This is a genomic window from Flavobacterium sp. PLA-DH12 (assembly GCF_059511845.1).
Genome location: NZ_JCAMPD010000004.1, coordinates 348,603 through 373,739, shown reverse-complemented (window position 1 = coordinate 373,739; position 25,137 = coordinate 348,603). Strand labels below are relative to the sequence as shown.

General features: G+C 34.1%; 19 protein-coding genes. 11 read left to right on the top strand and 8 right to left on the bottom strand.

Annotated features, from left to right (window positions below):
* Nucleotides 1-25: 25 nt before the first annotated feature.
* Nucleotides 26-1,495, bottom strand: a complete 1,470-nt coding sequence (locus tag AC5ZCW_RS10280) for an MFS transporter (protein WP_496119569.1) — start codon at nucleotides 1,493-1,495, stop codon at nucleotides 26-28.
* A 408-nt stretch (nucleotides 1,496-1,903) separates the two neighbouring features.
* Between AC5ZCW_RS10280 and AC5ZCW_RS10275 the strand changes: the two genes are divergently transcribed.
* Nucleotides 1,904-2,842, top strand: a complete 939-nt coding sequence (locus AC5ZCW_RS10275) for an alpha/beta hydrolase (RefSeq protein ID WP_496119568.1) — start codon at nucleotides 1,904-1,906, stop codon at nucleotides 2,840-2,842.
* An 86-nt stretch (nucleotides 2,843-2,928) separates the two neighbouring features.
* Here the strand turns inward: AC5ZCW_RS10275 and AC5ZCW_RS10270 are convergent, their stop codons facing one another.
* From AC5ZCW_RS10270 to AC5ZCW_RS10260, 3 genes are all read right to left on the bottom strand, one after another.
* On the bottom strand, nucleotides 2,929-4,299 hold the full coding sequence (locus tag AC5ZCW_RS10270; RefSeq protein ID WP_496119567.1) for a PepSY-associated TM helix domain-containing protein: 1,371 nt from the start codon (nucleotides 4,297-4,299) through the stop codon (nucleotides 2,929-2,931).
* Between the two features lie 135 nt (nucleotides 4,300-4,434).
* Nucleotides 4,435-5,664, bottom strand: coding sequence for a DUF4374 domain-containing protein (locus AC5ZCW_RS10265; RefSeq protein ID WP_496119565.1), 1,230 nt, complete (start codon nucleotides 5,662-5,664; stop codon nucleotides 4,435-4,437).
* Between the two features lie 25 nt (nucleotides 5,665-5,689).
* Complete coding sequence (locus tag AC5ZCW_RS10260) at nucleotides 5,690-8,083, bottom strand: TonB-dependent receptor (protein WP_496119564.1); 2,394 nt, start codon at nucleotides 8,081-8,083, stop codon at nucleotides 5,690-5,692.
* Nucleotides 8,084-8,190: 107 nt separating this feature from the next.
* Here AC5ZCW_RS10260 and AC5ZCW_RS10255 point away from each other — a divergent pair, with 107 nt between their 5' ends.
* From AC5ZCW_RS10255 to AC5ZCW_RS10230, 6 genes are all read left to right on the top strand, one after another.
* Entirely contained in the window at nucleotides 8,191-9,195 is a 1,005-nt protein-coding gene (locus AC5ZCW_RS10255) for a helix-turn-helix domain-containing protein (protein ID WP_496119563.1), read from the top strand.
* Nucleotides 9,196-9,790: 595 nt separating this feature from the next.
* Nucleotides 9,791-10,105, top strand: coding sequence for a hypothetical protein (locus tag AC5ZCW_RS10250; protein WP_281633063.1), 315 nt, complete (start codon nucleotides 9,791-9,793; stop codon nucleotides 10,103-10,105).
* A gap of 24 nt (nucleotides 10,106-10,129) precedes the next feature.
* A complete protein-coding gene (locus tag AC5ZCW_RS10245) occupies nucleotides 10,130-10,690 on the top strand; it encodes a 2'-5' RNA ligase family protein (RefSeq protein ID WP_343543728.1) in 561 nt (186 codons plus the stop codon).
* A gap of 226 nt (nucleotides 10,691-10,916) precedes the next feature.
* Complete coding sequence (locus AC5ZCW_RS10240) at nucleotides 10,917-11,840, top strand: helix-turn-helix domain-containing protein (RefSeq protein WP_496119560.1); 924 nt, start codon at nucleotides 10,917-10,919, stop codon at nucleotides 11,838-11,840.
* A 248-nt stretch (nucleotides 11,841-12,088) separates the two neighbouring features.
* Entirely contained in the window at nucleotides 12,089-12,811 is a 723-nt protein-coding gene (locus AC5ZCW_RS10235; protein ID WP_496119558.1) for an SDR family oxidoreductase, read from the top strand.
* Nucleotides 12,812-12,918: 107 nt separating this feature from the next.
* Nucleotides 12,919-13,683, top strand: coding sequence for an SDR family NAD(P)-dependent oxidoreductase (locus AC5ZCW_RS10230; protein WP_496119556.1), 765 nt, complete (start codon nucleotides 12,919-12,921; stop codon nucleotides 13,681-13,683).
* 154 nt (nucleotides 13,684-13,837) lie between these two features.
* Here the strand turns inward: AC5ZCW_RS10230 and AC5ZCW_RS10225 are convergent, their stop codons facing one another.
* The 3 genes from AC5ZCW_RS10225 to AC5ZCW_RS10215 form a co-directional block, all read right to left on the bottom strand.
* The gene (locus tag AC5ZCW_RS10225) at nucleotides 13,838-14,242 is read right to left on the bottom strand and encodes a hypothetical protein (RefSeq protein WP_343543724.1); all 405 of its coding nucleotides are present in this window, start codon (nucleotides 14,240-14,242) and stop codon (nucleotides 13,838-13,840) included.
* A gap of 192 nt (nucleotides 14,243-14,434) precedes the next feature.
* Nucleotides 14,435-15,139, bottom strand: coding sequence for a LytR/AlgR family response regulator transcription factor (locus AC5ZCW_RS10220; protein WP_343543723.1), 705 nt, complete (start codon nucleotides 15,137-15,139; stop codon nucleotides 14,435-14,437).
* On the bottom strand, nucleotides 15,136-16,173 hold the full coding sequence (locus tag AC5ZCW_RS10215; RefSeq protein ID WP_343543722.1) for a sensor histidine kinase: 1,038 nt from the start codon (nucleotides 16,171-16,173) through the stop codon (nucleotides 15,136-15,138). The genes AC5ZCW_RS10220 and AC5ZCW_RS10215 overlap by 4 nt, the downstream gene beginning before the upstream one ends.
* A gap of 175 nt (nucleotides 16,174-16,348) precedes the next feature.
* Here AC5ZCW_RS10215 and AC5ZCW_RS10210 point away from each other — a divergent pair, with 175 nt between their 5' ends.
* From AC5ZCW_RS10210 to AC5ZCW_RS10195, 4 genes are all read left to right on the top strand, one after another.
* Complete coding sequence (locus AC5ZCW_RS10210; protein WP_496119553.1) at nucleotides 16,349-17,734, top strand: TolC family protein; 1,386 nt, start codon at nucleotides 16,349-16,351, stop codon at nucleotides 17,732-17,734.
* Between the two features lie 12 nt (nucleotides 17,735-17,746).
* The gene (locus AC5ZCW_RS10205; RefSeq protein WP_281633071.1) at nucleotides 17,747-21,031 is read left to right on the top strand and encodes an efflux RND transporter permease subunit; all 3,285 of its coding nucleotides are present in this window, start codon (nucleotides 17,747-17,749) and stop codon (nucleotides 21,029-21,031) included.
* Complete coding sequence (locus AC5ZCW_RS10200) at nucleotides 21,021-22,106, top strand: efflux RND transporter periplasmic adaptor subunit (RefSeq protein WP_496119551.1); 1,086 nt, start codon at nucleotides 21,021-21,023, stop codon at nucleotides 22,104-22,106. The genes AC5ZCW_RS10205 and AC5ZCW_RS10200 overlap by 11 nt, the downstream gene beginning before the upstream one ends.
* A gap of 331 nt (nucleotides 22,107-22,437) precedes the next feature.
* On the top strand, nucleotides 22,438-24,645 hold the full coding sequence (locus AC5ZCW_RS10195; protein WP_496119549.1) for an AAA family ATPase: 2,208 nt from the start codon (nucleotides 22,438-22,440) through the stop codon (nucleotides 24,643-24,645).
* A gap of 106 nt (nucleotides 24,646-24,751) precedes the next feature.
* On the opposite strand, the gene AC5ZCW_RS10190 is transcribed toward AC5ZCW_RS10195, so the two are convergent.
* Nucleotides 24,752-24,988 (bottom strand): hypothetical protein, encoded by a 237-nt coding sequence (locus tag AC5ZCW_RS10190; RefSeq protein ID WP_111367063.1) that lies wholly within the window; start codon nucleotides 24,986-24,988, stop codon nucleotides 24,752-24,754.
* Between the last annotated feature and the right edge of the window lie 149 nt (nucleotides 24,989-25,137).

Below are 25,137 nucleotides of genomic sequence, written 5' to 3'. Positions count from 1 at the left end.
TGGTTAGTTAGTTTTTGAAATCTCTTTAGAGATCTGTAATCGGACTGTATTTTGGAACCAATGTTTTCATTACAATCCAGCCTGTTAAATAACAAACTGCACAAATAGAAAATATGATAAAATATCCAGCCTCAATTCCTTTGAATCCCATAAAAGCCATATTGGTATCTTTTGCATAATCAAACAATACTCCAGATCCTTTATTAATCAGGGTTGAACCAACTCCACCTGCTAAACCTCCAATTCCTGTAATGGTTGCAATAGCTTTTTTAGGAAACATATCTCCTACTGTTGTAAAAATATTTGCCGACCAAGATTGGTGCGCAGCACCTGCAATTCCAATAATAATTACCGGAACCCAATAACTGATATATCCTAATGGCTGTGCAATCAAGGCTAATAATGGGAAAAATGCAAATATCAACATTGCTCTCATTCTTCCTTCGTATGGATTCATTCCTTTTTTCTCTACGAAATACGTTGGAAGCCAGCCTCCAATAATTGACAATAATGTAATCATGTAAAGTACAAATAGAGGTAATGCTGCTTCTGTAGAATCCATTCCGTAGACAGAACTTAGATACGCTGGAGTCCAGAATAAGAAGAACCACCAAACACCATCTGTCATAAATTTACCAAATGCAAAAGCCCAAGTTTGTTTGTATTTAAAGCAATCTGCTAAAGAAACTTTTGTGCTTGTTTCTGGCACGAAACCAACTAATTTGCTGTCTGCAATATCGTCTTGCTGAATATAAGCTAATTCTTCTGGAGAAACTCTTGTATGTTTTTCTGGTTTGTCGTACATAAACATCCAAAACCCCATCCAAACAAACCCTAAAGCTCCGATGATGATAAATGACATTTCCCATCCGAAAGATTTTGCAATAAAAGGAATTGTAATTGGCGCTGCTAAGGCTCCAACTGTCGCTCCTGCATTGAAAATACTAGTTGCAAAAGCTCTGTCTTTTTTAGGAAAATATTCTGCTGTAGTTTTAATCGCTGCTGGAAAGTTTCCTGCTTCTCCAACTGCTAGAACGAAACGAGCAAAAATAAATAAAGCAACACTTACATTGATAACCAATGCTGTATCGCTTATTGTACTGATTATTTCTTTTGAACCGTGAAACCCTACAAACCATTCTCCTGCAATAATTCCCGAAGTCGCAATACCGCAGAATGCATGAAGACAGGCTCCAACTGACCAGATTCCGATTGCCCAAAGAAATCCTTTTTTAGTATCCAACCAATCTACAAATCTACCCGCAAACAATAATGACACTGCATAAAAAATAGAAAACAAAGCGGTAATATTTCCGTAGTCGTTATTGGTCCAGTGAAATTCTGGCGCGATAAAATCGCTCCATGTTAACGACAGCACTTGTCTATCCAGGTAATTGATTGTAGTTGCAAAAAATAGCAATGCACAAATACTCCAACGGTATTTTCCAGTTGTTTTGATGCCTTGATTTACTGCAACAGTTTCGGTTTGATTCATAGTAAGTGGGTATTATAGTTTTTGTAATTTTTGGTCATCTTAAAAGACTATATTTACTGCTTTCTAAAAATATTAAAATCAATAAATTAACACCTTAAAAGAAAAATAATGTAATCGATTGCACAAATATAGTTTTTAATCTGTACAATCCAAATAATATTGTGTAAAAAATTATTTTGGCTTATCAAATAAACATATTACATAAAAAAAGGAATACAAAATTACACATTAAACAATATATTTGTTAAAAGCCAATGGGTGAAATTCATCCTTTTTTGGAGTAAAATTGTCCTAAAAATCATAATTAAAAAAAGCATTTTTTGTCAATTTTGACTAATTTAGGCTATCGGTTGCAATTTTTTAAGCACGAAACGCATACTATTATAAACCAAATAATTACAAACTAAATTGAAAACTACTAGAACACAATTTTCAAGAAGAATTACGTTGAGTTTTCTTCTTTTTTCAGGACTATTTTCTATGAGCGCACAAAATCAAGTAATTCCATTATGGGATAAAATTCCAGATGAAGTAAAAGCCTCCAATTACAAAGAAAAAGAAGTTCTTAAAAACAAAAAAATGGAAAGCACAAGCCAAGTCTCTGTACCAACTTTAAGTATTTTTATTCCGAAAGAAGCAAAACCAAATCAAACAGCAGTTGTTATTTGTCCAGGAGGCGGTTATACACATTTAGCTTTTGATAAAGAAGGAACAAAAGTTGCAGAATGGTTTAACAGCTTAGGAATTGCAGCTTTTGTACTAAAATATAGAATGCCGAGCGATTTAACTATGAAAAACAAAAATGTTGGGCCATTACAAGATGCACAAGAAGCTATTCGTTATGTAAGACAAAATGCTTCGAAATGGAATATTGATCCTAATAAAGTAGGAATTTTAGGTTTTTCTGCAGGTGGTCATCTCGCTTCAACGGCTTCCACGCATTATGATGATAAAGTTTATGAATCAGCATATAAAGTGAGTGCACGTCCAGATTTTTCATTATTGATTTATCCTGTAATTTCAATGGAAAACGAAATTACTCATAAAGGTTCGCAAACCAATTTACTTGGAAATAATCCTTCAAAGGAATTAATAGATTCTTTTTCGAACGAAAAGAAAGTGACTTCTACAACACCTCCCACTTTCCTAATTCATGCTACAGATGATACTGTCGTTATACCAGAAAACAGCATCAATTATTATTTAGCGTTAAAGAAAAATGGAGTTTCTGCTGAGTTGCATATATATGAAAAAGGTGGCCACGGATTTGGATTAGGTGTTGGCGATACAAGCAAATTTTGGACAAGAGATTGTGCTGAATGGCTAAAAGCAAACAATTATAATTAAAAATAGAAAGGCAAAACTTTTACAAGTTTTGCCTTTTATCAAAAAAAAAAAAACAAAAAGGAATTAAAAAACCAATTTTAATATGATTAAGCAGTAACTTCTTGTTCTGCAATATTTTTCAATTTAGAAACAGGAATTGCTTTAGTTGCCACTTTTGTTTTTGCAGCAGGCTTCTTTTTACCAAATTTTTGTTTTCCCCACCAAATAATAAATCCGGTAATGGGTAAACTAGCAGAAATTAAACTAGCCAAAAATGCAATGATTTTCCCTGTAAGCCCCAGAACACTTCCTACGTGAATGTCGTAATTCATACGTCTAATTTTGTCTGGAATATTTGCCTCTACATATTTTCCTGAAAATGGTGTTTTAATCGATATTTCTTTTAAAGTCTGCTGATCAAAACTATATCGATCCATATTATAAAAGGTATGTTTTTGTTTGTATACAAAAGCACCAATCGGATCTGCAGGTTTTGCTGGAATACTAATCATGATTCCTGCTGCTTGAGGATTCTCTTTTCTTAGATTCAATAAAACTTTATCTGCTGTTGTAATATTAAATGCTTTTACGTGAGTTGTATCAGATTTTGGAGATTCGCGATTTTCAACCAATGGCTTTCCGCCAGAAGTAACCCAATACAAGGATTTACTCCACCATCCAAAACTCCAAACTAAGCCAGTTACGGCAATAAAAAACAGGAAAATACAGCTGTAGAAACCAAATACATTATGCATATCATAATTGACACGCTTAAAACTCGCATCCCATTTTATTTTAAAACTTTTATCAATAATAGATTTAATCCATTTTGTAGGCCACCACAAAACGATTCCAGAAATTAGTAAAACAACAAAAATTAAAACCGCGACTCCAACAATCGGTCTTCCAATATCATAGGGAAGCCACAAAGCACGATGTCCGTTTAAAATCCATCTGAAAAAGTCTGGAGAATCACTTCTAGAAACCGATTTTATATTTAATATATCTCCCGTATAAGGATTCATATAAACGCTAATAAAAGTTCCCTGTCTTCTGCCACCTTTACGCTTTTCATCTTTTCCTTTTCCTTTGCCTTTTTCATTCTTCTGAGCTTTTACCTCAGATTTTTCGTTTTTGCTTTCGTTTTTAGCAAAACCTTTTCTTCTTTCGCCTTTTTTATTTTCTTCTTTACCTCCTCTTTCGGCATTATCTTTTTTCTCCACAAAATAACCTACAATAGCAGCTTCATCTTTTGCTCCAAAAGTTACGCTTGTGGCTTTTTTATCTTTCATTTTATTATCTGCAATTGTCACCAATTGAGACGGCAGCAAAAATGCTTTTTCCTGAGGTTTTACAAAACGCCAGTCTTCAATAAAGTCTCTTATTTCATTCTCAAAAACATAAATACAGCCTGTTAGACTGACAATGACCACAATGATTCCAGATGCTAAACCAAGCCACAAATGCAACCAGGCCATGATGCGCTTAAAAAGCGACTTTTTACTTTTTTTCTTATTATTTGGTTTTGAAGAAGAAAACATAATTGGATAGATAAATAGGATAAATAAAAAAACCGCAAGTCCTCATAAAATAGGACTTACGGCAAAAAAACATTAGTATTTTAATTTTTGGATCGCAGTAATTTGTCCGCCTTCCACTTTCATACCTTTTGTAGCAACAGCAGTTGTACCATTGATAGCGTAAATCCAGTTTCCATCAGGAGTATTGATACCTACAATTGCAGAACTTCCGTCTTCTGAAGTAATATTATAACGGCTAGTCACAGAAGTCAATGTTGCAGGTGCATTAGTTACCCAAGTAAATGTTTGGTTGTAAACATCGGCAATAGCCATTTTAACGGTACCATTATTTTTTCCAGCATTTCCGTACATTAACAATAAGAATTTCCCTTTTGAAATGTAGCTTGTAGAAGAAATTTTGTACCCACCAGATTTTTCTTGAACATTGAAGAAATACGTTTTATCAAACTCTGTAGTTCCTTTTTTAATTTTAATAATAGCTGAAGGTTTTGTAGAAGTCATAACAGCATTACTTGTAGCAATTGCCCCAGAGAATCCGTAAGCATCTCCATTTTCATCTTGGAATAATCCGTTTGTGAAATAAGCTCCTAAATAACTAGTACGGTTATCTTTGATTACTTTTTCTAATTTCAATTCTGGGTAGTTGTAAACCGCAACCCAAGTACTATCTGGATTTGCAGTACCAAAGTTGTCTACTCCGTCTCCTTTAATACTCATATAAGGCATATACACTTTATCTCCAACTTGAGTTGCCCAAGTATAGAAAGCTCTTTCTCCGTTTGCAGCCAATTTTTTAGTATCTTGTTGTGCTTCACCAGTAATAAGTGATTTTTCAGCGTCAATTTTATACATAGAAGCAATAGAAGCACCACTTCTTGGAACTTTAACCGTCAAGATATCTTTGTTTACAGCAGCAAATACATGTACTGTTTCAGCTTGAAAATCAGATTTTTTAACCAGTTTACCTTCAGCATTTAAGTTGTAAGTTGTTACAGCTCCTGGATTTCCTTGTCCGTAAAGCAAACTAAAGAAGTTGTTTTGTGCTGTAATGTAGTAACGGTATGTTCCGTCTTGCTCCAATCCGTTTCCTGTAGTGGTTATAGATCCTGTAGAAACATCATCTGCAGTTAACAAATAATCTGCAATTCCAGCCGCTCCAGTTGTTGCAGTAATAATATATTTAGTTTTCCCTGTATCTGTTCCGCCACCAGTTTCTCCTGGTTTATCAGAATCACTGCTGCAAGAAAAAGCTGTAAAAGCTATAACAGCTGATAATAACGCTAATGTTGTACTTTTTTTCATTGTATTATGGTGTTTGTATTAAAATTTAATTATTTGATTTACTGAAGTAATATCTCAGCTTGATATAGAAAGCTCTACTTGGTTTTTGCAATGAAAAGTTGTCGTAAAGCTTATTGTCTAAAAGGTTTTTACATTCAAATGCTATATTGTATTTTCCGTTTGCCATTGTGTAAACAGCATTTAAATCATGGCTAAACTGTTGCGGAATTTCTAATTTGCTATCCTTGCTTCCCATACTTGGCCATGACAAATAATAGGTGTGAACATATAGCAGATTATATCCTACAGATAAATTGTTTCCTTTTTTCCATACATTATTAAAGAACATTGTCGCATCTGCATTTCCAAATAGATATGGCATGTTTGGAATTCTGTCATTATAAAAAGGAGACACATAATTTTGATTTGGCTCGTACATTGTTTTATTTCGAATATTCTGGTAAGTCGTGTTAATACCTGCCGTAAAACGATTGCTGTACGAATATCTAATCTCGCCATCGATACCATAATTGGTCACTTTTCCTTGATTGACATTGGTGGTCATGGTCTGATTGTTATTTAATGTTGGACGAATAAAGTCCACAGCATTTCTATGCAAAAGATTTACATCAAAAGACAAAGCATTTTTTTCGCGGAAGCTAGTCTGATAACTTGCTCCTAAATTATAGTTGTTGCTAGATTCTGGTTTTAAAGCAAGATTTCCTTCTAAATTATCGTTGACATTACCAAAGATTTCCTCTGGAGTTGGAAGCCTGTATGTCTTTTCATAAGAAGCTTTAATCTGCAGATTGTGTTTCAGATAATAACTTGTAGCAGCTCCATATCCAGTTGTCGAAGTATGATCTACATATTTCTGATACGCAATATCTCCAGTAGCTCCAGAAGGATTATAACTTCTAGAATAAGTAGTTTTTAATGAATAATCTTTTAAGAATATAGAAGTACTCCATTTATCGTTATAATCTAATTTATACCCCAATCCCAAAACATTCTTTTGTGTTTTTTTAGGCTGTTTATACACCAATGATTCAGGAACCAATTCGTCACTTTCTTTACGATCGAACGTATTAAACGTATTATTAACCATAAAAGAGTGTCTGTCATTAAGCGTATAAGTCGCATTGGCTGTTGCTATACCATTGTTGTTATAGAACTTACGAAGCGTACGACTTCTTTCTCCTCCTGCTCCTGCATACTGTTTGTAATCGCCAAACCAATTGTATCTTCTAAAAACGGTATCAATATTCTGTTCGTAACCAAAGTTGTAATTACCTGTAACATTCACATTCAGACCTTTTGTAAATAAATCTTTAACCTGATATTTTAAAGTTGGCATTACAATACTTCCTTTTCTATAAATCTGTCCAAATACGCTAACCATTCTGGCACCAGTCTGTATGTCTGCTTTATTTTCTCCACCGGTAAAACCGATCATTAATTTATCGGCATATTTTTTTCCTGTTATTCCAACATTCAAAATCACCGTTTCGTTACGGTATTTATCATGAAAACGTCTCACTCTCTGATTCGGAAAATAAGCCCCCGTATTTAAATCGGCTACATCTACATTTACCCAATAGTTATTATCTGAATAGTTTTGAAAAGCATTAATTTCGGTTGTAAAACCGCTCTTTGCAGTATAACCCGCATTGATGCTTGAACGATGCGTATTAAAAGATCCGAATGAATAAGAAGCGTCTACAAAAGTTCTAGGTTTGCTATTGGTTACAATATTTATCGCTCCACCCAAAGCATCTCCTCCCAACCAGATTGGCACAACACCTTTGTAAACTTCTACACGTTCGGCAAGGTTGATCGGAATATTATTCATTTGAAAAGAAGAACCGAAATTATCCATTGGAACTCCGTCAATAAAAACCTTAATCTGATTTCCCGAAAATCCGTTGATCGAAAGCTCTGATCTCGAACCTACTCCACCCGCTTCACGGTTACGAACACCAGAAACGCGATCTAAGGCATGAGACAAATCTAGAGTTGAATTATGCAGTTTTTTAGCATCAATTGCCGTTACGCTGTAAGCTTGTTTATTTATTTTTTCGGTTTGTGATCTTCCAAGAACTGTTACACTTTCTAGTTCTTGTAACTCGCTTTCCATTTTAATTGTAATCTCTAAATTACTTCCTGCGACTTCGATCTGTTTTTTCTGAACAGCAAATCCCATTGCAGAGATTTTTATCGTATGTTTTCCTGATGGTACATTTTTTAAAATATAATTTCCGTTTTCATCCGACATAACGCTTAAACCTGTTTTCTCGACAACAACAGTTGCAAACGGAATTGTTTCTCCAGAATTTTCAACAACTTTTCCAGACACTGCAAAGCCTTGATTTTGCTGGGAAAATGATAATAACGTAGTTAGAAAAAATAAACTGGCAAATAAAATTTTTTGAGCTGACATATCTTTAATTAGACTAATTATAAATAACTTTGCTGCAAAAGTACCATCAACGTCTTTAAAAAAGATAGGGAAAAACGGATTATTATTTTGTAAAAACGGATTAAATTTTGAAAATCAAAGCCACCCTTTTAACGTCAGAAACGCCAATTATTAAAATTCAGATTGGAGATCAATATTGTCCAAAAAGTATTTTAACCGAAGAGAATGTCAATATTCAAAATGAAGATTCAGAAAAAATTGTAAGCCGTCATCTAATCACGGAAGGATTGGTTCTTCTTGATACTCAAATGTATTATTCAAGCAGTAAAACCGTAATTTATGAAATTGACGAAGAATCGGTTGTCATGAACTTTATTTACAGCAGTAATGTCGAAACCCATATTGACCAACTTGAAAGTGAACAATATTCTAGAGAAAACACGCATAATATTTTTTACACCAATAATTTTAAAGGTTCATTTACGATTCCAGCTTACACACATACAAATTACCTTTCAATTATTCTTTCAAAAGCGTTTTATTTCAATATAATCAACGAAGATTGGCAACTGCATGAAAAATTTTCTAAAAAAATCCTCGACAAGCAATCCAGTTATTTAACCTCAAAATACCTTCCTTTTACACCCGCAATTCAGTGGGTTACATCCGAAATAAAAAACTGTACGCGAGAAGGTGTTTTAAAAAGAATTTTTATCGAAAGTAAAATTAAAGAGCTTCTTATTCATCAGCTAGAAACCTTAAATATGAAACCTCTAGCAACAGAACAAATCAATGACGAAGATTATAGCAAACTCTTAGAAGCAAAAAAAATTTTAGATGACGATTATAGAAACACTCCTACTCTACCCGAACTATCACGAATTATTTCGCTAAACGAATTCAAACTAAAAAAAGGTTTTAAGGCTTGTTTTGGCACCACTGTAAAAAGCTACATCATTAAGCTGAGAATGGAACACGCCAAAGAACTATTTCAAAGCAAAACAGCAACCGTAACCGAAGCTGCTTATAAATGCGGCTATAAAGATGTTTCGCATTTTTCTGCGGCGTTTAAAAACTACTACGGATTTTCTCCTCAAAAATTTAAAATCAATACCGATATCATACAGTTTTAGCTGATTGGCTTCTCACTATTGTGGTAAAAAAAAGGGTTTTAAAATTACGTCCGTCGACTTAATCTTAAAACCCTAAAAAAATTAGACATTAATGTATATTGCAAACTTATATACAATTACCCACGATCAAATGAATATGTCAAAATTCAATGTAAAAACGTTTCTCCAAAAACAGTTTTCTGTAAAAATTTAAATGATACCCAAAAAGGTAAAGGCTATCATCTTTTTTAAATTTCTACAGGCCAAAATTAGAATTCACATTATAGATAACCTTACGGTTTTCCTCATTGTGTGAAAAAATTAACATTCTTAACTTTAATTTAAAACCTTAAGTAATTGTACCGCAAAATATTGCCAAAACCCTATTTAACGTAAATTTGTGAAAGAAAATACTAGATTCCTATTCATAGATGCGCCAAAAAGACGCGAAAAAAATATATTTCTTGTCCTAGATTAAGCCGTATTTCTCAAAACCCTCCCTACATTTGCCTGTGATCTTAATTAGAGAATGAGATAATCTGGACAATTAGATAACTAAATGAGAATCTAAGAAGCTTAGTATCTTAGAACCTCAGAATCTTAAAAGCTTGAAAAAATGAAACAACTGCAATTTTTATTACTCGGAAAAAATGAAGCCATTTTAGCTATTTTACTTCGTCTTGTTAATGCAGATGAAAACTGGAATGGTGTGGCTTTTAATAATGAAAAAGAAGCACAGGAATACTTTCAAAACAATAAAATTGATATTGTGCTTTTAAGTTCTGCAATTGAAGATCATGTCGAAAAAGAATTTACTTCTTTCTGTTTAAAACATCAGCCAGATGTTGAAGTCATTGAGCATTTTGGAGGCGGAAGCGGTTTATTAAAATCTGAAATTCTGCATCGATTGCATCTAAAAGGAAAGCTTTAAATTTGCAATTCAAAGCCTCAAAAAATGGAAAAAACATATTCAGTTGTATTTTATTCTAAAACCTTGGTTGAGCCAGTTAAAAAATTGAAAGATTCTTTAAAAAGCAAAATCAATTGGTATAACAGCTGTAATTCTGAAGCACATATTACGATTTGCGAATTTAAAATTGACGAATCTGAATTGGATTCAATCAAAAAAAAGCTTTCTAAAATAGCTGATACTTTTACGCCTTTCGAAGTGTCTTTGAATCACTTTGATTCTTTTCCGACTGCAGGCGCTTTTTTTATTGGAGCTAATGAAGATTCTAAAAATAATCTCGTTCCGATTATGAAAAAGATTCATGAAACTTTAAAGTTCTTAAAACTTAAAAAAAGCGATAATCCTCATCTATCCATCGGACGACGATTAACCTCAGAAAATCTTACAATAGCATCCCAACTTTTTACCACAATAGATCTTCAATTTGAATGCAATGAAATTGTTTTAAGGGAATTTGATCCCAAAATAAAGCAGTTTTTTGTAATGGATTCTTTTCCCTTCGGAAGCAATCCAGAGCCTGAGTTTGTACAGGGAAGTTTGTTTTAAAGGTTTTGCCGCAAAGGCACTAAGGCACAAAGTTTTTTTGTTTTTGCGAAATTGTTTAACGATAGGTAATCATTTTGGTTATAGCCCGTGGTTTAAACCACGGGAACTGTGAATTTGATTTGCATCGCGTTACAATTTGAGGGATCTTAAAAAAAACTTTGCGCCTTAGCGTCTTCGTGGCAAAAAACATTTTTTCGTATATTTGAATTTCGCAATTCATCCTCATATGAAATCTCTAGATTCTTTTTACCAAGATATTACCGAAGGTTCAACTGTTGATCCCACTTCATTATTGCCAAACGACATTCAGAAAGAAATCGGGCATTTTAATGTTTTCGATATTAAAGAACTTTTGGAACGCATGAAAGGAAAGCCTGGAATGCCTTATGACAGAAGAGCTTATTACAAAATAAGTTTAATCAGAGGTCACAACAAAGCGGAATATGCCGATAAAGTAATCGAAATCGAAAAACAGGGATTGCTATTTGCAACACCAAAAATTCCGTACAATTATTTACCGCAAGACACCAATCAAGGTGGACAGTTTTGTGTTTTTACCAGCGAATTTTTATCTAAAAGTAAAAGCGGAATCGATCTAGACGAACTTCCAATTTTCGCTTCAGATGGTTATCCGATTTTTCAGCTTTCTGATGAAGAAGTTTTAGAAGTTGAATTGATTTTCAACAAAATACAAAAAGAAATTAATTCTGATTATATTTACAAATACGATTTAATTCGAAATTATGTGGCTGAATTAATTCATTTCGGACAAAAATTACAGCCTATAACAGCATTGTATTCGAAACATAATTCGGCTGCGAGGGTTTCTTCTTTATTTGCTGAATTATTAGAAAGACAATTCCCTATTGAATCCCCAAATCAAAGATTGCAATTGAGGACAGCGAAAGATTTTGCAGAACGATTATCTGTTCATGTGAATCATTTAAATAAGGTTTTAAAGGAAAACACCGGAAAAACCACAACAGAATTAATTACAAACCGATTAACAAACGAAGCAAAAATACTCTTGAAACAAACCGATTGGAATATCTCAGAAATCGCTTATTCACTTGGTTTTGAAGAATTAGCGCATTTTTCTAATTTCTTTAAAAAACAGACTTCCTTTACGCCGATTGCTTTTAGAGCTTAAATTTTGTTTCAGGTTTCAAGTTTTTTGTTTCAAGTTTCAGGTTTTACGAGTCGTAACCATACCGTTTGTCATCCCGAGGAACGAGGGATCTCCGCAAGAAACTCCATAAAGTTTGGAATTTGGAACTTCTAAAAATTTGGAATTTCACAACACTTGATTTGAATTTCGCAAACATCTATTTGATATTTACAACTCCCCAACTCTACTTCGCTCCTACCTTTGTCTCATCAAATTAAAAGAACGAAAAGATGAATTTATCAAACAACAAAATTTTAATTACTGGCGGTGCAAGCGGTATCGGACTTGGGCTTGCCGAACGATTTATTCAGGAAAACAATACCGTGATTATCTGCGGAAGAAGAGAATCGGTTTTAAACGACGTAAAAGCAAAATTTCCTTCGATTATTACTAAAGTATGCGACCTGTCTATAGAACAAGAACGAATCGCACTTTACGAATGGATTGCAGCAAATCATCCTGATTTAAATGTTTTGATTAATAATGCGGGAATTCAAAAATGGGTTTCGGTTACAGATGCAGATTTTTACGAAAGCATGAAAACAGAAATTAGCACTAATATTGAAGCTCCATTGCATTTAACTTCATTATTTATTCAGTTACCAGCTCTTAAAACCGTGATGAATGTAACCTCTGGATTAGCCTTTTCTCCTTTTGCAAAGGTTCCAGTTTATTCGGCTACAAAAGCGTTTTTCAGATCATTTACACTTTCGCTTCGTCATTTATTAAAAGAAAAAAATATTGAAGTTGTAGAAATAATTCCACCAGCGTTAAACACAGATTTAGGCGGAATCGGACTTCACGATGCACATCCAAGTGTAAGCAGTTTTATCGAATCTATTTTTGAACAATTGAAAGAAGGCAGACAAGAACTGACTTTCGGCACAAGTGAAACTAGATTAAACGCAAGCGCTGAAGAGTTAAGAAATCATTTTAATGTAATGCATCCATAATTGTAAGATGTGAAAGGTGAAATGTAAAAAGACAGAGACATTCACATCTAGCATTTCACAACTCACATTTTACATCTAACATTTTACAAATTAAACAATTATAAAAAATGGCAGTAAATACAAAAATAGCACTTGTTACAGGCGGTAGCAGAGGTTTAGGAAAAAACATGGCAATTGCGATTGCAAAAAAAGGACTTGATGTAATTATCACTTACAATAGCAAAAAAGAAGAAGCTGATGCGGTAGTTTCAGAAATTGAAGGTTTAGGTCAAAAAGCGGCTTCATTACAGTTAAATGTTGCTGAATCAAGCACTTTTGATTCTTTCTTTGAGCAAGTAAAAACAGTTTTGAAAGACACTTTTAAAACTGATAAATTTGACTTTTTAGTAAACAACGCCGGAATCGGAATTCACAATTCATTTATTGGAACAACAGAAGCCGAATTTGATCAATTGACTAACATTCAGTTCAAAGGACCATTTTTCTTAACTCAAAAAGGATTAAACGTAATGAATGACGGTGGCGGAATCGTAAACATTTCAACTGGTTTAGCAAGATTCTCGTTTCCTGGTTATGCAGCTTACGCTTCTATGAAAGGTGCAATGGAAACTTTGACAAAATATCAGGCAAAAGAATTGGCCGCAAGAAAAATTAGAGCCAATATAGTTGCGCCTGGTGCAATCGAAACCGATTTTGGCGGAGGTGTTGTTCGCGACAATGAGCAAATGAACCAGCAAATTGCTTCTGTAACCGCTTTAGGAAGAGTTGGTCTTCCTGATGATATTGGTGGCGTTGTTGCCTTTTTATGCACCGAAGATGCACGCTGGATAAACGCTCAAAGAATCGAAGTTTCTGGAGGAATGATGCTTTAATATGGTTGATGGTTGATGGTTTATAGTTGATGGTTAGTGGCACTTCATAACTCATAACTCATAACTCATAACTATTACAAAAAACAAAACCCGATAAGTAACCAAAAACTCATCGGGTTTGTCATTTCAAATAATATTTGAATTAGTAAGCGTTTTAATTTTTTTCTATAGAGACATCAAAGCCTCCTTCTGCGTCAAAAACAATATCATAAAATTTAGTATCTTTTTCTACACCAACTTCGTAGGTTGTTTTTTTCTTATCGTCTACGACCATAGCAATTTCTTGAATCGCTTTTGCCTTATAATTCTTTTTTAGATAAGACTGCGCTTTTATCGGAAGCTCTTTAAACGGAATCTGCAATTCATACGCTTTCATGTTTCCTAGATTATCGTAAATCGCCACAGCTTTCGTTCTATCACTTACATTATATCTCGCTTCAAATCGAATCTCATCTGCGTCGTCTCCAACATATTCTTCAGACCAAACTGGAACTTTTCCTGGATATTCCCTCTCAAAAGCTGTTCGAACCACATCTGGCGGTGTTACAACTTTTTTCATATTGGTTCCCTCTTGGGCTATTAAAAAACTACTGCACAAAAAAGTAAAAGATAAAAACACGTTTTTCATAGTTTCATTTTTTAAAATTAAACTTCAGCAACGTATTAAAATTAATAATTTTTATCTTACGATAACACGAAGAAATTAACATTTTTTATCCCCAGAGAAAACTCTTTAAAATCAAGTATTAAATTACAGTTCGAGCTTTTTTAATCGGTCGGTTAGTTCTCTTTTATATGTAATTCCGATTGGGATTCTTTCATTTTTAATGACTACAAAATCTTTTTCAGTTGCATCAATTTTATCCAACGCCACGATATACGATTTATGAATGCGCATAAAACTCTTTTCCGGCAGGCATTTTTCAAACTCTGTTGTGGTAATAGAAGCCAGATAGGTTCTTTTGATTGTGTGAAGTTTTACATAATTGCCAAAACTCTGCGCGTATAAAAGCTGATCTAATTCAATATCCATCAAATAACCATCTACTTTTACGCTAACCGAATTTACCGTTTCTTCTGCTTTTTGTTTTACACTTTCGGTCGCAAAAAAACGATCAATTGCTTTTAAAAACCTTGGAAAATAGATTGGCTTCAGCAAATAATCAATTACGCCATAATCGTAACTTTCAAGCGCAAATTCAGAATACGCTGTAGTCAAAATAGTTTTAGGATGCGTTGGAAGAATTTTAAGCAACTCCATTCCCGAAATTTCAGGCATATTGATATCCAGAAACATTAAATCGACTGGATTTTCTCTGAGATAATTCATCGCTTCAATGCCATTATATCCCTGAAAAACCAATTCCAATTGCGGATTCTGTTTGATATAATTCGCCAAAACATAATGCGCAGCGGGTTCGTCATCTACAATAATGCATCTTTTTGTTTCTCTCATCCTACAAACTTTTTAAGCTGTATTTCTAAATCTACAATATAAGTCTGTTTATCGTCTTTAACATCTAATTTATAATCTTTTCCATAAATTAAATTCAGACGTTCAATGGTGTTTTTTAAACCGATTTTAGTTGAAACCACATCATTTTTCTTCGGAATTGAATTCGCAACGTGAAGATGAAGCAATCCTTTTTCGACCGAAATCGTGATTTTTACAAAGCATTTTTCTATAGCGCAAGTTCCGTGTTTAAAGGCATTTTCAATAAATGCAATTAAAAGCATAGGCGAAATTTTATATGCATTTTCGTTATCAACATTGCTTTCAAAAGTAATATCGCAGCGATAGCCGACACGTTCTTTTTCTAACTGCACATAACTATTTATAAACTCCAGTTCATCTTCTAAAGATACGCATTGTTTACTGTTGCTTTCCAATTGATAACGCATCAACTGCGAAACCTTCATAATTAAATCGGGCGTTCTGTCTGGAAACTGAAGACTGATTCCGTACAGCGTATTAAAAGTATTAAACAAAAAATGCGGATTTAATTGTCCTTTCAATGAATTTAATTGCATTTGATTGAACAATAAAGCCGCATCGGTTTGTTTTCTGTGAATACGATAAAACTTAAAAACAATAATCGGACTCAGAATGCAGACCAAAGTTCCTAAAACACTTGCCAATTGGTACGCATAACTTCTCTGATGCGAATTTTGATACAAATGGCATTTGGCAAACATATCCATTCTTGTAATTTCATACAAAATGACAGAAAAGACAAAAACTCCAAATAACGTTAAAATGATATACGTAAAAGGTTTGTTTGCTTTAAATAAAATCGGAAGGAGAAAAAAGCGATTAAATTGGGCATGCATATACAAAATGCAATAAAAAAACACACCCATTGCAATCGAAATGAAGGAACTAAATAACATCCAATCATTTTTCAGGGTATATATTGTAAATGAAAAAAGGACAACGGCAACCTCCTGCCACCATTTGTTATCCAGTATGTTATCAATTCTTTTGTTCATTATTAATTTTGAAATAGTTTACAAAGTACGAACAATTATTTAATTATTTTTTTCAAAAAATGACCAATTCAATTCGTCATTTACTAGTGCAGTACATCACTTAACCTGACTTATATCAGTATAAGAGAAATAAATTTGTTGCATCAAAAAACATTTCTATTCACACCTTGAGTTTATGTATTTCAAAAAAATTACCTTATTATTTTTATTGATTTTTGCCTCAATCGGTTATGCTCAAACCCTGTCTTTAAAAGAAGCATTAAAGATAGGTCTTGAAAACTACGGTTCTATCCGAGCAAAAAACAATTACACCAATGCATCAAAAGAGACTCTAAAACAATCTCGCCGTGATTACCTGCCAAACCTTAACTTATCGGCACAGCAGGATTACGGAACTGTAAACGGACAAAACGGACCGCTTTATGGTTTTGGAGGTTTAGGAGTTGCATCGTCAGGACTTCCGTTACCAGAGCAAAACTGGAACTCGGCTTTTGGCGCACTTTATTTAGTCAACATGAACTGGGATTTTTTCACCTTCGGAAAAACACAGGAAAAAATCAATTTATCTAAAATTGATGTTCAGGCTAAAGAAAAAGACTTACAGCAGGAAAAATTCCAGCAGGAAATCAAAATTTCGGCTGCTTATTTAAATCTATTGGCAAGCCAAAGATTGCTGATTTCGCAGCAAAAAAACTTAGATCGCGCAGAAGTCTTCAAAAAGACAGCCGTTGCGAGAGTTAAAAACGGATTATTGGCCGGAGTAGATTCTACATTGGCTACAGCCGAAGTTTCTAAAGCAAAAATCGCTTTAAACTTAGCCCGAAACTTTGTTAAGGAACAAAACAACAAATTAGTCGATTTAATGGGCGTTGCGCCACAGGATTTTGTTACCGATACACTTTTTGTAACTCAGATTCCTAAAGAATTGGTAACCAAAGAAACTGCTGCAGACAGTCTTCACCCTTTATTACAATTTTATAAAACCAAAATCGATTACAGCAATCAGCAGGTTAAATTGTACAAACGTTTCTATTATCCAACTATGAGTGCTTTTGGAGTTTTACAAACCAGAGCTTCAGGATTTGACAATTCGTATGCAACCAATCAAAATGCTTTTACAAGAAATTATTGGGATGGCGTAAATCCAGATCGCACCAATTATTTGGTTGGAGTTGGAATTACGTGGAATTTAACCACGCCTTTCCGATCAAGCAAACAAGTAAGCGCTCAGAAATTTGTTTCTCAAGCTTTGCAGGAAGAATACAATCAGGCCGATAGAGAATTGAAATCGCAGCTGACATTTGCCGAAGATAAAATCAAAATTACTTTGGAAAATTATGCCGAAGCGCCAATTCAGGTCGATGCCGCAAAAAGAGCTTACATCCAGAAATCGACGTTGTACAAAAATGGTTTAACCGATTTAACCGATTTAACTCAAACCATGTTTACGCTAAATCGCGCTGAAATCGATCGAGATATTGTCAATAACAATGTGTGGCAATCGTACTTATTGAAAGTCGCTGCAACAGGAAATTTTGACTTATTTATAAATGAATTTTAATTATAAATCCTAATGAATTTAATACGTTTTGCACTCCGCAAACCCATTTCCATTTTAGTATTGGTTGCGGGTCTATTTTTCTTCGGAATTGGTGCCATCAAAGACATTAAGGTAGACATTCTGCCAAAAATGAATTTGCCGGTTATCTATATTGCACACCCGTTTGGAGGTTACACGCCAGATCAGATGGAGGCTTATTTTGCCAAAAACTACGTAAACGTTTTACCTTTCTCGAACGGTATCAAATCGGTAGAAACCAAAAATATTCAGGGGTTAATGATTATGAAATTAACCTATTATGAAGGAACCAACATGGCTCAGGCAGCTGCCGAGTTAAGTGCGCTTTCCAACAGAATTCAAGCGGCTTTTCCTCCGGGAACTCAGCCTCCTTTTATCATTCGTTTTGATGCTTCTTCACTTCCAATTGGGCAATTGGTTTTGAGCAGTAAAATACGTTCAAACAACGAACTACAGGATTTAGCCAATGTTTATGTTCGTGCTTCGTTTACTGCAATTCCTGGTTTATTATCTCCCGCACCTTTTGGAGGAAGTCCAAGAACTATTGAGGTAAACGTTGATCCAGATTTATTGCGTTCTCATAATATGACGCCAGACCAGATTGTTGATGCGATTCGTTTGAACAACCAAACGGCTCCATCTGGAAACGTGCGTATGGGCGACAAAAACTATATTACGCCAACAAATAATACGATTAAAGAAGTTAAAGATTTTGAACAGATTCCGTTATTTAAAGGCGGTGTTCAGAACTTAAAATTAGGCGATGTTGCTTCTGTAAAAGACGGTGCCGATATCACGGCAGGTTATGCTTTGGTAAACGGAAAACGTTCGGTTTACATTAGTATCGCAAAAGCGGGAGATGCTTCGACTTGGGATGTGGTTCAGAAATTAAAGAAAGAGCTTCCAAAAATTCAAAGCACGCTTCCTGAAGACGTAAACATTACGTACGAATTTGACCAGTCGGTTTATGTAATCAACTCGGTTAAAAGTTTGATTACAGAGGGAATCATCGGTGCGGTTCTAACGGGATTAATGGTTTTATTATTCTTAGGTGACCGTCGTGCAGCTTTAATCGTAATTATGACCATTCCGATTTCGATTATTTCTGGAGTTTTATTCCTGAAATTATTCGGACAAACGATCAACTTAATGTCATTATCAGGATTGGCATTGGCAATTGGTATTTTGGTGGATGAAAGTACCGTAACCATCGAAAATATTCACCAGCATCTCGACATGGGAAAACCAAAAGCACTCGCCATTTGGGATGCCTGTCAGGAAATTGCTTTACCTAAATTATTGATTCTTCTTTGTATCCTTGCCGTATTTGCACCAGCATTTACCATGGTGGGTATTCCTGGAGCGTTGTTCTTGCCTTTGGCTTTGGCAATTGGTTTCTCAATGGTTATTTCGTTTTTACTGTCTCAGACTTTTGTTCCTGTAATGGCCAACTGGATGATGAAAGGACATGAAAAACACGCACACGGACCAGAAATTACAGACGATGAAGCTGAGTTTAACGACAGCGGTTTAACGCCAGAATCAGAACAAAATCTCATCACTCAGAAAAAAGATTATGTAGAAAGGGCAGATACAAATAACAATGGAAAAATTAGTGCTTTCGAACGTTTCAAGATTCGTTTTATGCGAACTTTAGACCGTTTGTTTGTTCATAAAAAAATAACGACTGTAACCTACTTGGTTGGAGCAACATTTTTAGCAGTTCTATTGATCAATTTTATCGGAAAAGACGTTTTCCCGAGAACCAATTCTAGTCAGTTTCAGTTGAGAATGAGAGCAACAGACGGAACGCGTTTGGAAAGAACCGAAGAACAAGCTAGAATTGTTTTAAAAGAATTGGAAAAAATGGTCGGTAAAGATCATATCGGAATCACATCTGTATATGTGGGTCAGCACCCTTCTCTATTCTCGATCAACCCAATTTATCTGTTCATGGCAGGTTCTCACGAAGCGGTTTTCCAAGTGAGCTTGAAAGACTATCATGAAGATATGGACGATTTTAAAGATGAGTTTAGAGCAAGACTTAAAAAAGTGCTTCCTGATACTAAACTTTCTTTTGAGCCAATCGAATTGACAGATAAAGTTTTAAGCCAAGGTTCTCCTACTCCAATTGAGATTCGAGTGGCTGGAAAAGACAAAAAACGAAACGAATTGTATGCTACTCAAATTGTAGACAAACTAAAAGCGATTTCGTATTTCAGAGACGTTCAAATTGGTCAGCCAATTCATTATCCAGCGATGAATATTGATATTGACAGAACCCGTGCAGCCGAATTGGGAGTTGATATGAATGATATTTCGCGTTCGCTTGTGGCTTCAACTTCATCTTCACGTTATACCGAAAAAAATAACTGGGTCGATGAAAAAGCAGGATTATCATATTCTGTTCAGGTTCAAGTGCCATTAAATAAAATGAAAAGCAAAACCGATATTGGAGAAATTCCGGTATTGAAAAATTCGCTTCGTCCTGTTTTAAGTGACGTTGCCAAAATTACACCAGGCTTTGTAAGTGGTGAAAATGACAATTTAGGGGCCATGCCGTACATTACCGTTACTGCAAACATCTATCAAACCGATTTGGGGACGGCTTCAAAAGATGTGAGCAAAACAATTAGTTCTTTGGGCGAATTGCCTCGTGGTTTGTTTATCACGCCAATCGGACTAAGTACTGTACTAACAGAGACATTAAGCAGCTTGCAAACAGGATTATTGGTCGCTGTGTTTGTAATCTTCTTAATGCTGGCCGCTAATTTTCAGTCGTTCAAAGTTTCGCTGGTAATTCTAACCACAGTTCCTGCCGTAGTTTTAGGTGCTTTATTAATGCTGACTATTACAGGTTCTACGCTTAATTTGCAATCATACATGGGAATCATTATGTCGGTTGGGGTTTCTATTGCCAACGCCGTACTTTTGGTTACAAATGCCGAACAGCTCCGAAAAATAAACGGAAATGCGTTAGAATCTGCGCGTGAAGCTGCTGCGTTGCGTCTTCGTCCGATTATCATGACATCTGTTGCGATGATTGCGGGAATGCTGCCAATGGCAATTGGACACGGCGAAGGAGGCGATCAGGTTTCTCCGTTAGGAAGAGCGGTTATCGGTGGATTATTATTTTCTACTTTTGCCGTATTATTAATCCTTCCGCAGATATTTGCGTGGGCACAAGAAAAAACATCGACACAATCTGTTTCTTTAGATCCTGAGGACGAAGAAAGCATCCATTATATCTCATCATTAAAACCAAAAAATGAAAAGTAACATTATAAAATCTACAGCGATACTATTTACAGCTTTGGTTGTACTAAGCTGTGAAAAGAAAAAAGAAGAAACTGCAAAAGCAGAAATTGAACCTAAAGTTGAAACTTTCGCTTTAGCGAAAGAAAAACTAACTACAGAATTGCGTTTGCCAGCTGAATTAACCGGTTTCCAACAAGTTGATTTGTATGCAAAAGTGAGCAGTTTCGTAAAATTATTGAAAGTTGATATTGGTTCTAAAGTAAAGAAAGGACAGCTTTTGATTGTTTTAGAAGCTCCAGAAATCAGTTCGCAATTGGCTGCAGCCGAATCGAGATTGAAATCTATGGAAGCGATTTACGCAACTAGCAAAAGCACTTACAACCGTTTGTATGAAACAAGCAAGGTGGAAGGAACGATTTCTAAAAACGATTTAGAAATGGCAAGCGGTAAAAAGAATTCTGATTACGCACAGCTTCAAGCGGCAATTGCGGCTCATAAAGAAATTGCGATTATGAGAGGATATCTAGAAATTCGCGCTCCTTTTGATGGTGTTGTAGCGGCTAGAAATGTCAATTTAGGAACATTTGTTGGTCCAGCAGGAAAAGGTTCAGATTTGCCTTTATTAACGATTCAGGAGCAAAGCAAATTACGTTTGGCTGTTTCTGTTCCAGAATTGTACACAGGATATTTGCACCCAGGCGACGAAATGAGTTTTAATGTAAAATCGTTACCAGATACTTTCTCAGCTAAAATTACCAGAATGTCTGGCGCTTTAGATTTGAAACTACGTTCCGAAAGAGTCGAAATGGACGTTCACAACACCAAAGGAAATTTATTACCTGGAATGGTTGCCGAAGTTTTGTTACCGCTTAACGCGAAAGACAGCACGTATGTAGTGCCAAAATCGGCGGTAGTAAATTCTGCAGAAGGTTTATATGTGGTAAAAGTGGTAAACCACAAAGCAACAAGAGTGGACATTAAAAAAGGAAGAGAAATCGAAGATAAAATCGAAATTTTCGGCGACTTAACTCCAAACGATAAGCTGGTAAAAATTGCCAGCGAAGAAACTAAGGAAGGCGATGTCATAAACGAATAACCTGCGTTTAGTCTTCAATTTAGTGATTACCAAAAACTGTACGCATTCTTAGGAATGCAAATTTTTAAATTTGCCTAAAAGGGCAGTTCTTCTTTTCGAAGGGCTGTCCTTTTTTTTGTTTAGTAAATTTTAGGTAAAAGTACTTGGTTGAAGAAATTAGTAAATTGATATTTTTGATAAAATGTTTATTTAACGAAGAAGTGAGATATCTAACAGCATTTAAATAAATATCTTAAAAATCCAAAATATAGACTATAAAGAAAGTATTTATCTGACTATTTACAAATTGACCGAAAAGCTTACAATTTGCACTACCTAAGACTGACAAAATATGATAACACAAATTGACATAACAAATGTAGCTACTTATAACAATCTTGGAGTAAAAATTGAAAACTTAAAAAAAGTTAATTTTATTTATGGAGCAAACGGCTGTGGAAAAACTACGATTTCCAACTTAATTCATGATAATACAGATCCAAAATTTAATAATTGTTCTTTGACGTGGCAAAACGGCTTACCACTAAAAACATTGGTATATAACACAGAATTTAGAGAACGAAATTTTGGAAAGGGAAAACTAAACGGAGTATTTACGCTTGGTGAAGCAACTGCTGAGCAAATAAAAGAAATTGAAGCAAAAATAATAGATCTTAAAATTATTAAAACCGATGGAATACAAAAACGAGAAACATTAGATAAACAAAAAGTAGAGAAGGAAAAATTAGAAAATGATTTTAAAGAAATAAGTTGGACAAAAGTTTACAAGAAATACGAAAATGTTTTCAAAGAAGCTTATGGTTCGCATCAAAAAGAGCCTTTTAAAAATAAAATTTTACAAGAATTCTCAGAGAATAATGTTCAGTTAGAAACACTTGAAAGTTTAAAAGAAAAATCAAAAACTATATTTGGCGAGCAACCACAAAGGATAGATGAAATAAGTCAAATTTCATTTGATAGAGTCATTGAAATTGAGAGGAACGAAATATGGAAAAAAATCATTGTCGGCAAAGCCGATGTTGACATTGCTAAATTAATTCAGCGACTAAATATAAATGATTGGGTTAATCAAGGTAGAAAATTTATTGAAGACAAAACTTGTCCGTTTTGCCAAGAAGAAACTATAACTGACGATTTTAAACTACAAATTGAAAGCTATTTTAATGAGACATATTTAAATGACATTACTCTAATCAACGAGTTAAAACAAGAATATAATAATCTAATTCTAAACATTACAAACTTATTAAATGGCATTGAAACAAACCAAAGAGTTATAAAAAACACAAAACTAGATATAGATAAATTTTCAGCTTATTTGAAGACTTTGATTAGTCAAAATACGGCAAACAACGAATATCTAAATAATAAGATTAAAGAGCCAAGTAGAAGTATTGAATTAATTTCAATAAAAGAGCAATCCGATTTGCTCATAAAAGTAATAAATGAAGCAAATGATGAAATCAAGAAGCATAACGATATTGTAATAAATTATTCAAACGAAAAAAATAACCTAATCAAATCTATCTGGAAATTTTTAATTGAAGAATACAGACCTGATATAACAATATTCAATAATAAAAAAGATGGTTTAGAAAAAGGGATTACTAATTTAGAAACACAACATAAAGCAAAACAAGATGAATATAGAAAGTTAGATGCTGAAATAAAACTTCTTAATAAGAATGTTACAAGTATCCAACCTACTATTGATGAAATAAACAGAATTTTAAAATCCTATGGTTTTTTAAATTTTGAAATTGTCCCTACACAAGAAGAAGCATTTTATCAAATTCAACGTGAAGATGGCTCTATTGCAGAAACAACACTAAGTGAAGGAGAAATTACATTTATAACTTTTCTGTATTACTTGCAATTGACAAAAGGTGGTGTTTCAGAGGAAGAAGTAAACAACGAAAGAATTTTAGTAATTGACGACCCAATTTCTAGTTTAGATAGTAATGTCCTATTTGTGGTCAGTACACTTATAAAAGATATTATCAAAAATATAAAGGCAGACATTGGAAACGTAAAACAATTAATCTTATTAACTCACAATGTTTATTTTCACAAAGAAGTTTCCTTTATTGATGGAAGAACAAAAACTTGCAACAAAACTTCTTTTTGGATTTTGAGAAAGAACGACAATGTAACAAGTTTGCAAAATTTTGAAATGAATAATCCAATCCAATCATCTTATGAACTTTTATGGCAAGAACTGAAAAGTGATGAAGCAAAATCGACTTTGACAATACAAAATGTAATGCGTAGAATAATTGAAAATTACTTTAAACTGCTTGGTAAATATGGTGACGATGATTTAATTCTCAAATTTGAAACAAAAGAAGAACAAGAAATTTGTCGTTCCTTAATATCATGGATAAATGACGGTTCACACAGTATAAATGATGATTTATATATAGAACTGCAACACAGAACGATAGAAACATATAAAAAAGTTTTTAAAGATATTTTTATATTAACAAAACACGAAGGACATTACAATATGATGATGAATATTGTGGAAGAAGTAGTATAAAAAATGTCCATGTCGGCATTATCTTTTAGCTATTGAACAAACTGTGGTAGGAATTAATAGAAAACCTCGATTCATCTAAAAATCGAAGTTTTCCATTTCATTAACCTTACTCCTCACTCAAATAAGGATTCAAAATCTCCGCCAATTCATTGAGCCAATAATAATTGTCTTCAAAATTGGTTAGTCCAATTTGGAGGGTTTCGTGTTGTCGCATTACGCCGAGAGCTAAAATGCAATTTACTTGTCTTAAGATTTTAGCCATATCTTCGGGATCTATAATATGGTTAAAAAAATCAATCAGCCTTGTTTCGGCTTCTTTGGAAAGGGTGTTTTTTGTACTCATAATGTCGTAATATTAGGAATATAAAAACCCTTGCATCTTAGTGTTCCTAACGCTTACGACGGCGTTTACGGTCGTTTCCGATACCGTACACATAATACAAGGGCAAATCTTGCTCAAATTTAAAGTCGTAATTTTTTTAGGAACTTCAA

Coding starts and splice junctions, on each gene's coding strand:
- AC5ZCW_RS10230 (WP_496119556.1), top strand. CDS start 12,919: ATGGCAGTAAATACAAAAATAGCACTTGTTACAGGCGGTAGCAGAGGT.
- AC5ZCW_RS10235 (WP_496119558.1), top strand. CDS start 12,089: ATGAATTTATCAAACAACAAAATTTTAATTACTGGCGGTGCAAGCGGT.
- AC5ZCW_RS10245 (WP_343543728.1), top strand. CDS start 10,130: ATGGAAAAAACATATTCAGTTGTATTTTATTCTAAAACCTTGGTTGAG.
- AC5ZCW_RS10215 (WP_343543722.1), bottom strand. CDS start 16,173: ATGAACAAAAGAATTGATAACATACTGGATAACAAATGGTGGCAGGAG.
- AC5ZCW_RS10250 (WP_281633063.1), top strand. CDS start 9,791: ATGAAACAACTGCAATTTTTATTACTCGGAAAAAATGAAGCCATTTTA.
- AC5ZCW_RS10205 (WP_281633071.1), top strand. CDS start 17,747: ATGAATTTAATACGTTTTGCACTCCGCAAACCCATTTCCATTTTAGTA.
- AC5ZCW_RS10280 (WP_496119569.1), bottom strand. CDS start 1,495: ATGAATCAAACCGAAACTGTTGCAGTAAATCAAGGCATCAAAACAACT.
- AC5ZCW_RS10190 (WP_111367063.1), bottom strand. CDS start 24,988: ATGAGTACAAAAAACACCCTTTCCAAAGAAGCCGAAACAAGGCTGATT.
- AC5ZCW_RS10265 (WP_496119565.1), bottom strand. CDS start 5,664: ATGAAAAAAAGTACAACATTAGCGTTATTATCAGCTGTTATAGCTTTT.
- AC5ZCW_RS10195 (WP_496119549.1), top strand. CDS start 22,438: ATGATAACACAAATTGACATAACAAATGTAGCTACTTATAACAATCTT.
- AC5ZCW_RS10220 (WP_343543723.1), bottom strand. CDS start 15,139: ATGAGAGAAACAAAAAGATGCATTATTGTAGATGACGAACCCGCTGCG.
- AC5ZCW_RS10200 (WP_496119551.1), top strand. CDS start 21,021: ATGAAAAGTAACATTATAAAATCTACAGCGATACTATTTACAGCTTTG.
- AC5ZCW_RS10225 (WP_343543724.1), bottom strand. CDS start 14,242: ATGAAAAAAGTTGTAACACCGCCAGATGTGGTTCGAACAGCTTTTGAG.
- AC5ZCW_RS10240 (WP_496119560.1), top strand. CDS start 10,917: ATGAAATCTCTAGATTCTTTTTACCAAGATATTACCGAAGGTTCAACT.
- AC5ZCW_RS10260 (WP_496119564.1), bottom strand. CDS start 8,083: ATGTCAGCTCAAAAAATTTTATTTGCCAGTTTATTTTTTCTAACTACG.
- AC5ZCW_RS10210 (WP_496119553.1), top strand. CDS start 16,349: ATGTATTTCAAAAAAATTACCTTATTATTTTTATTGATTTTTGCCTCA.
- AC5ZCW_RS10270 (WP_496119567.1), bottom strand. CDS start 4,299: ATGGCCTGGTTGCATTTGTGGCTTGGTTTAGCATCTGGAATCATTGTG.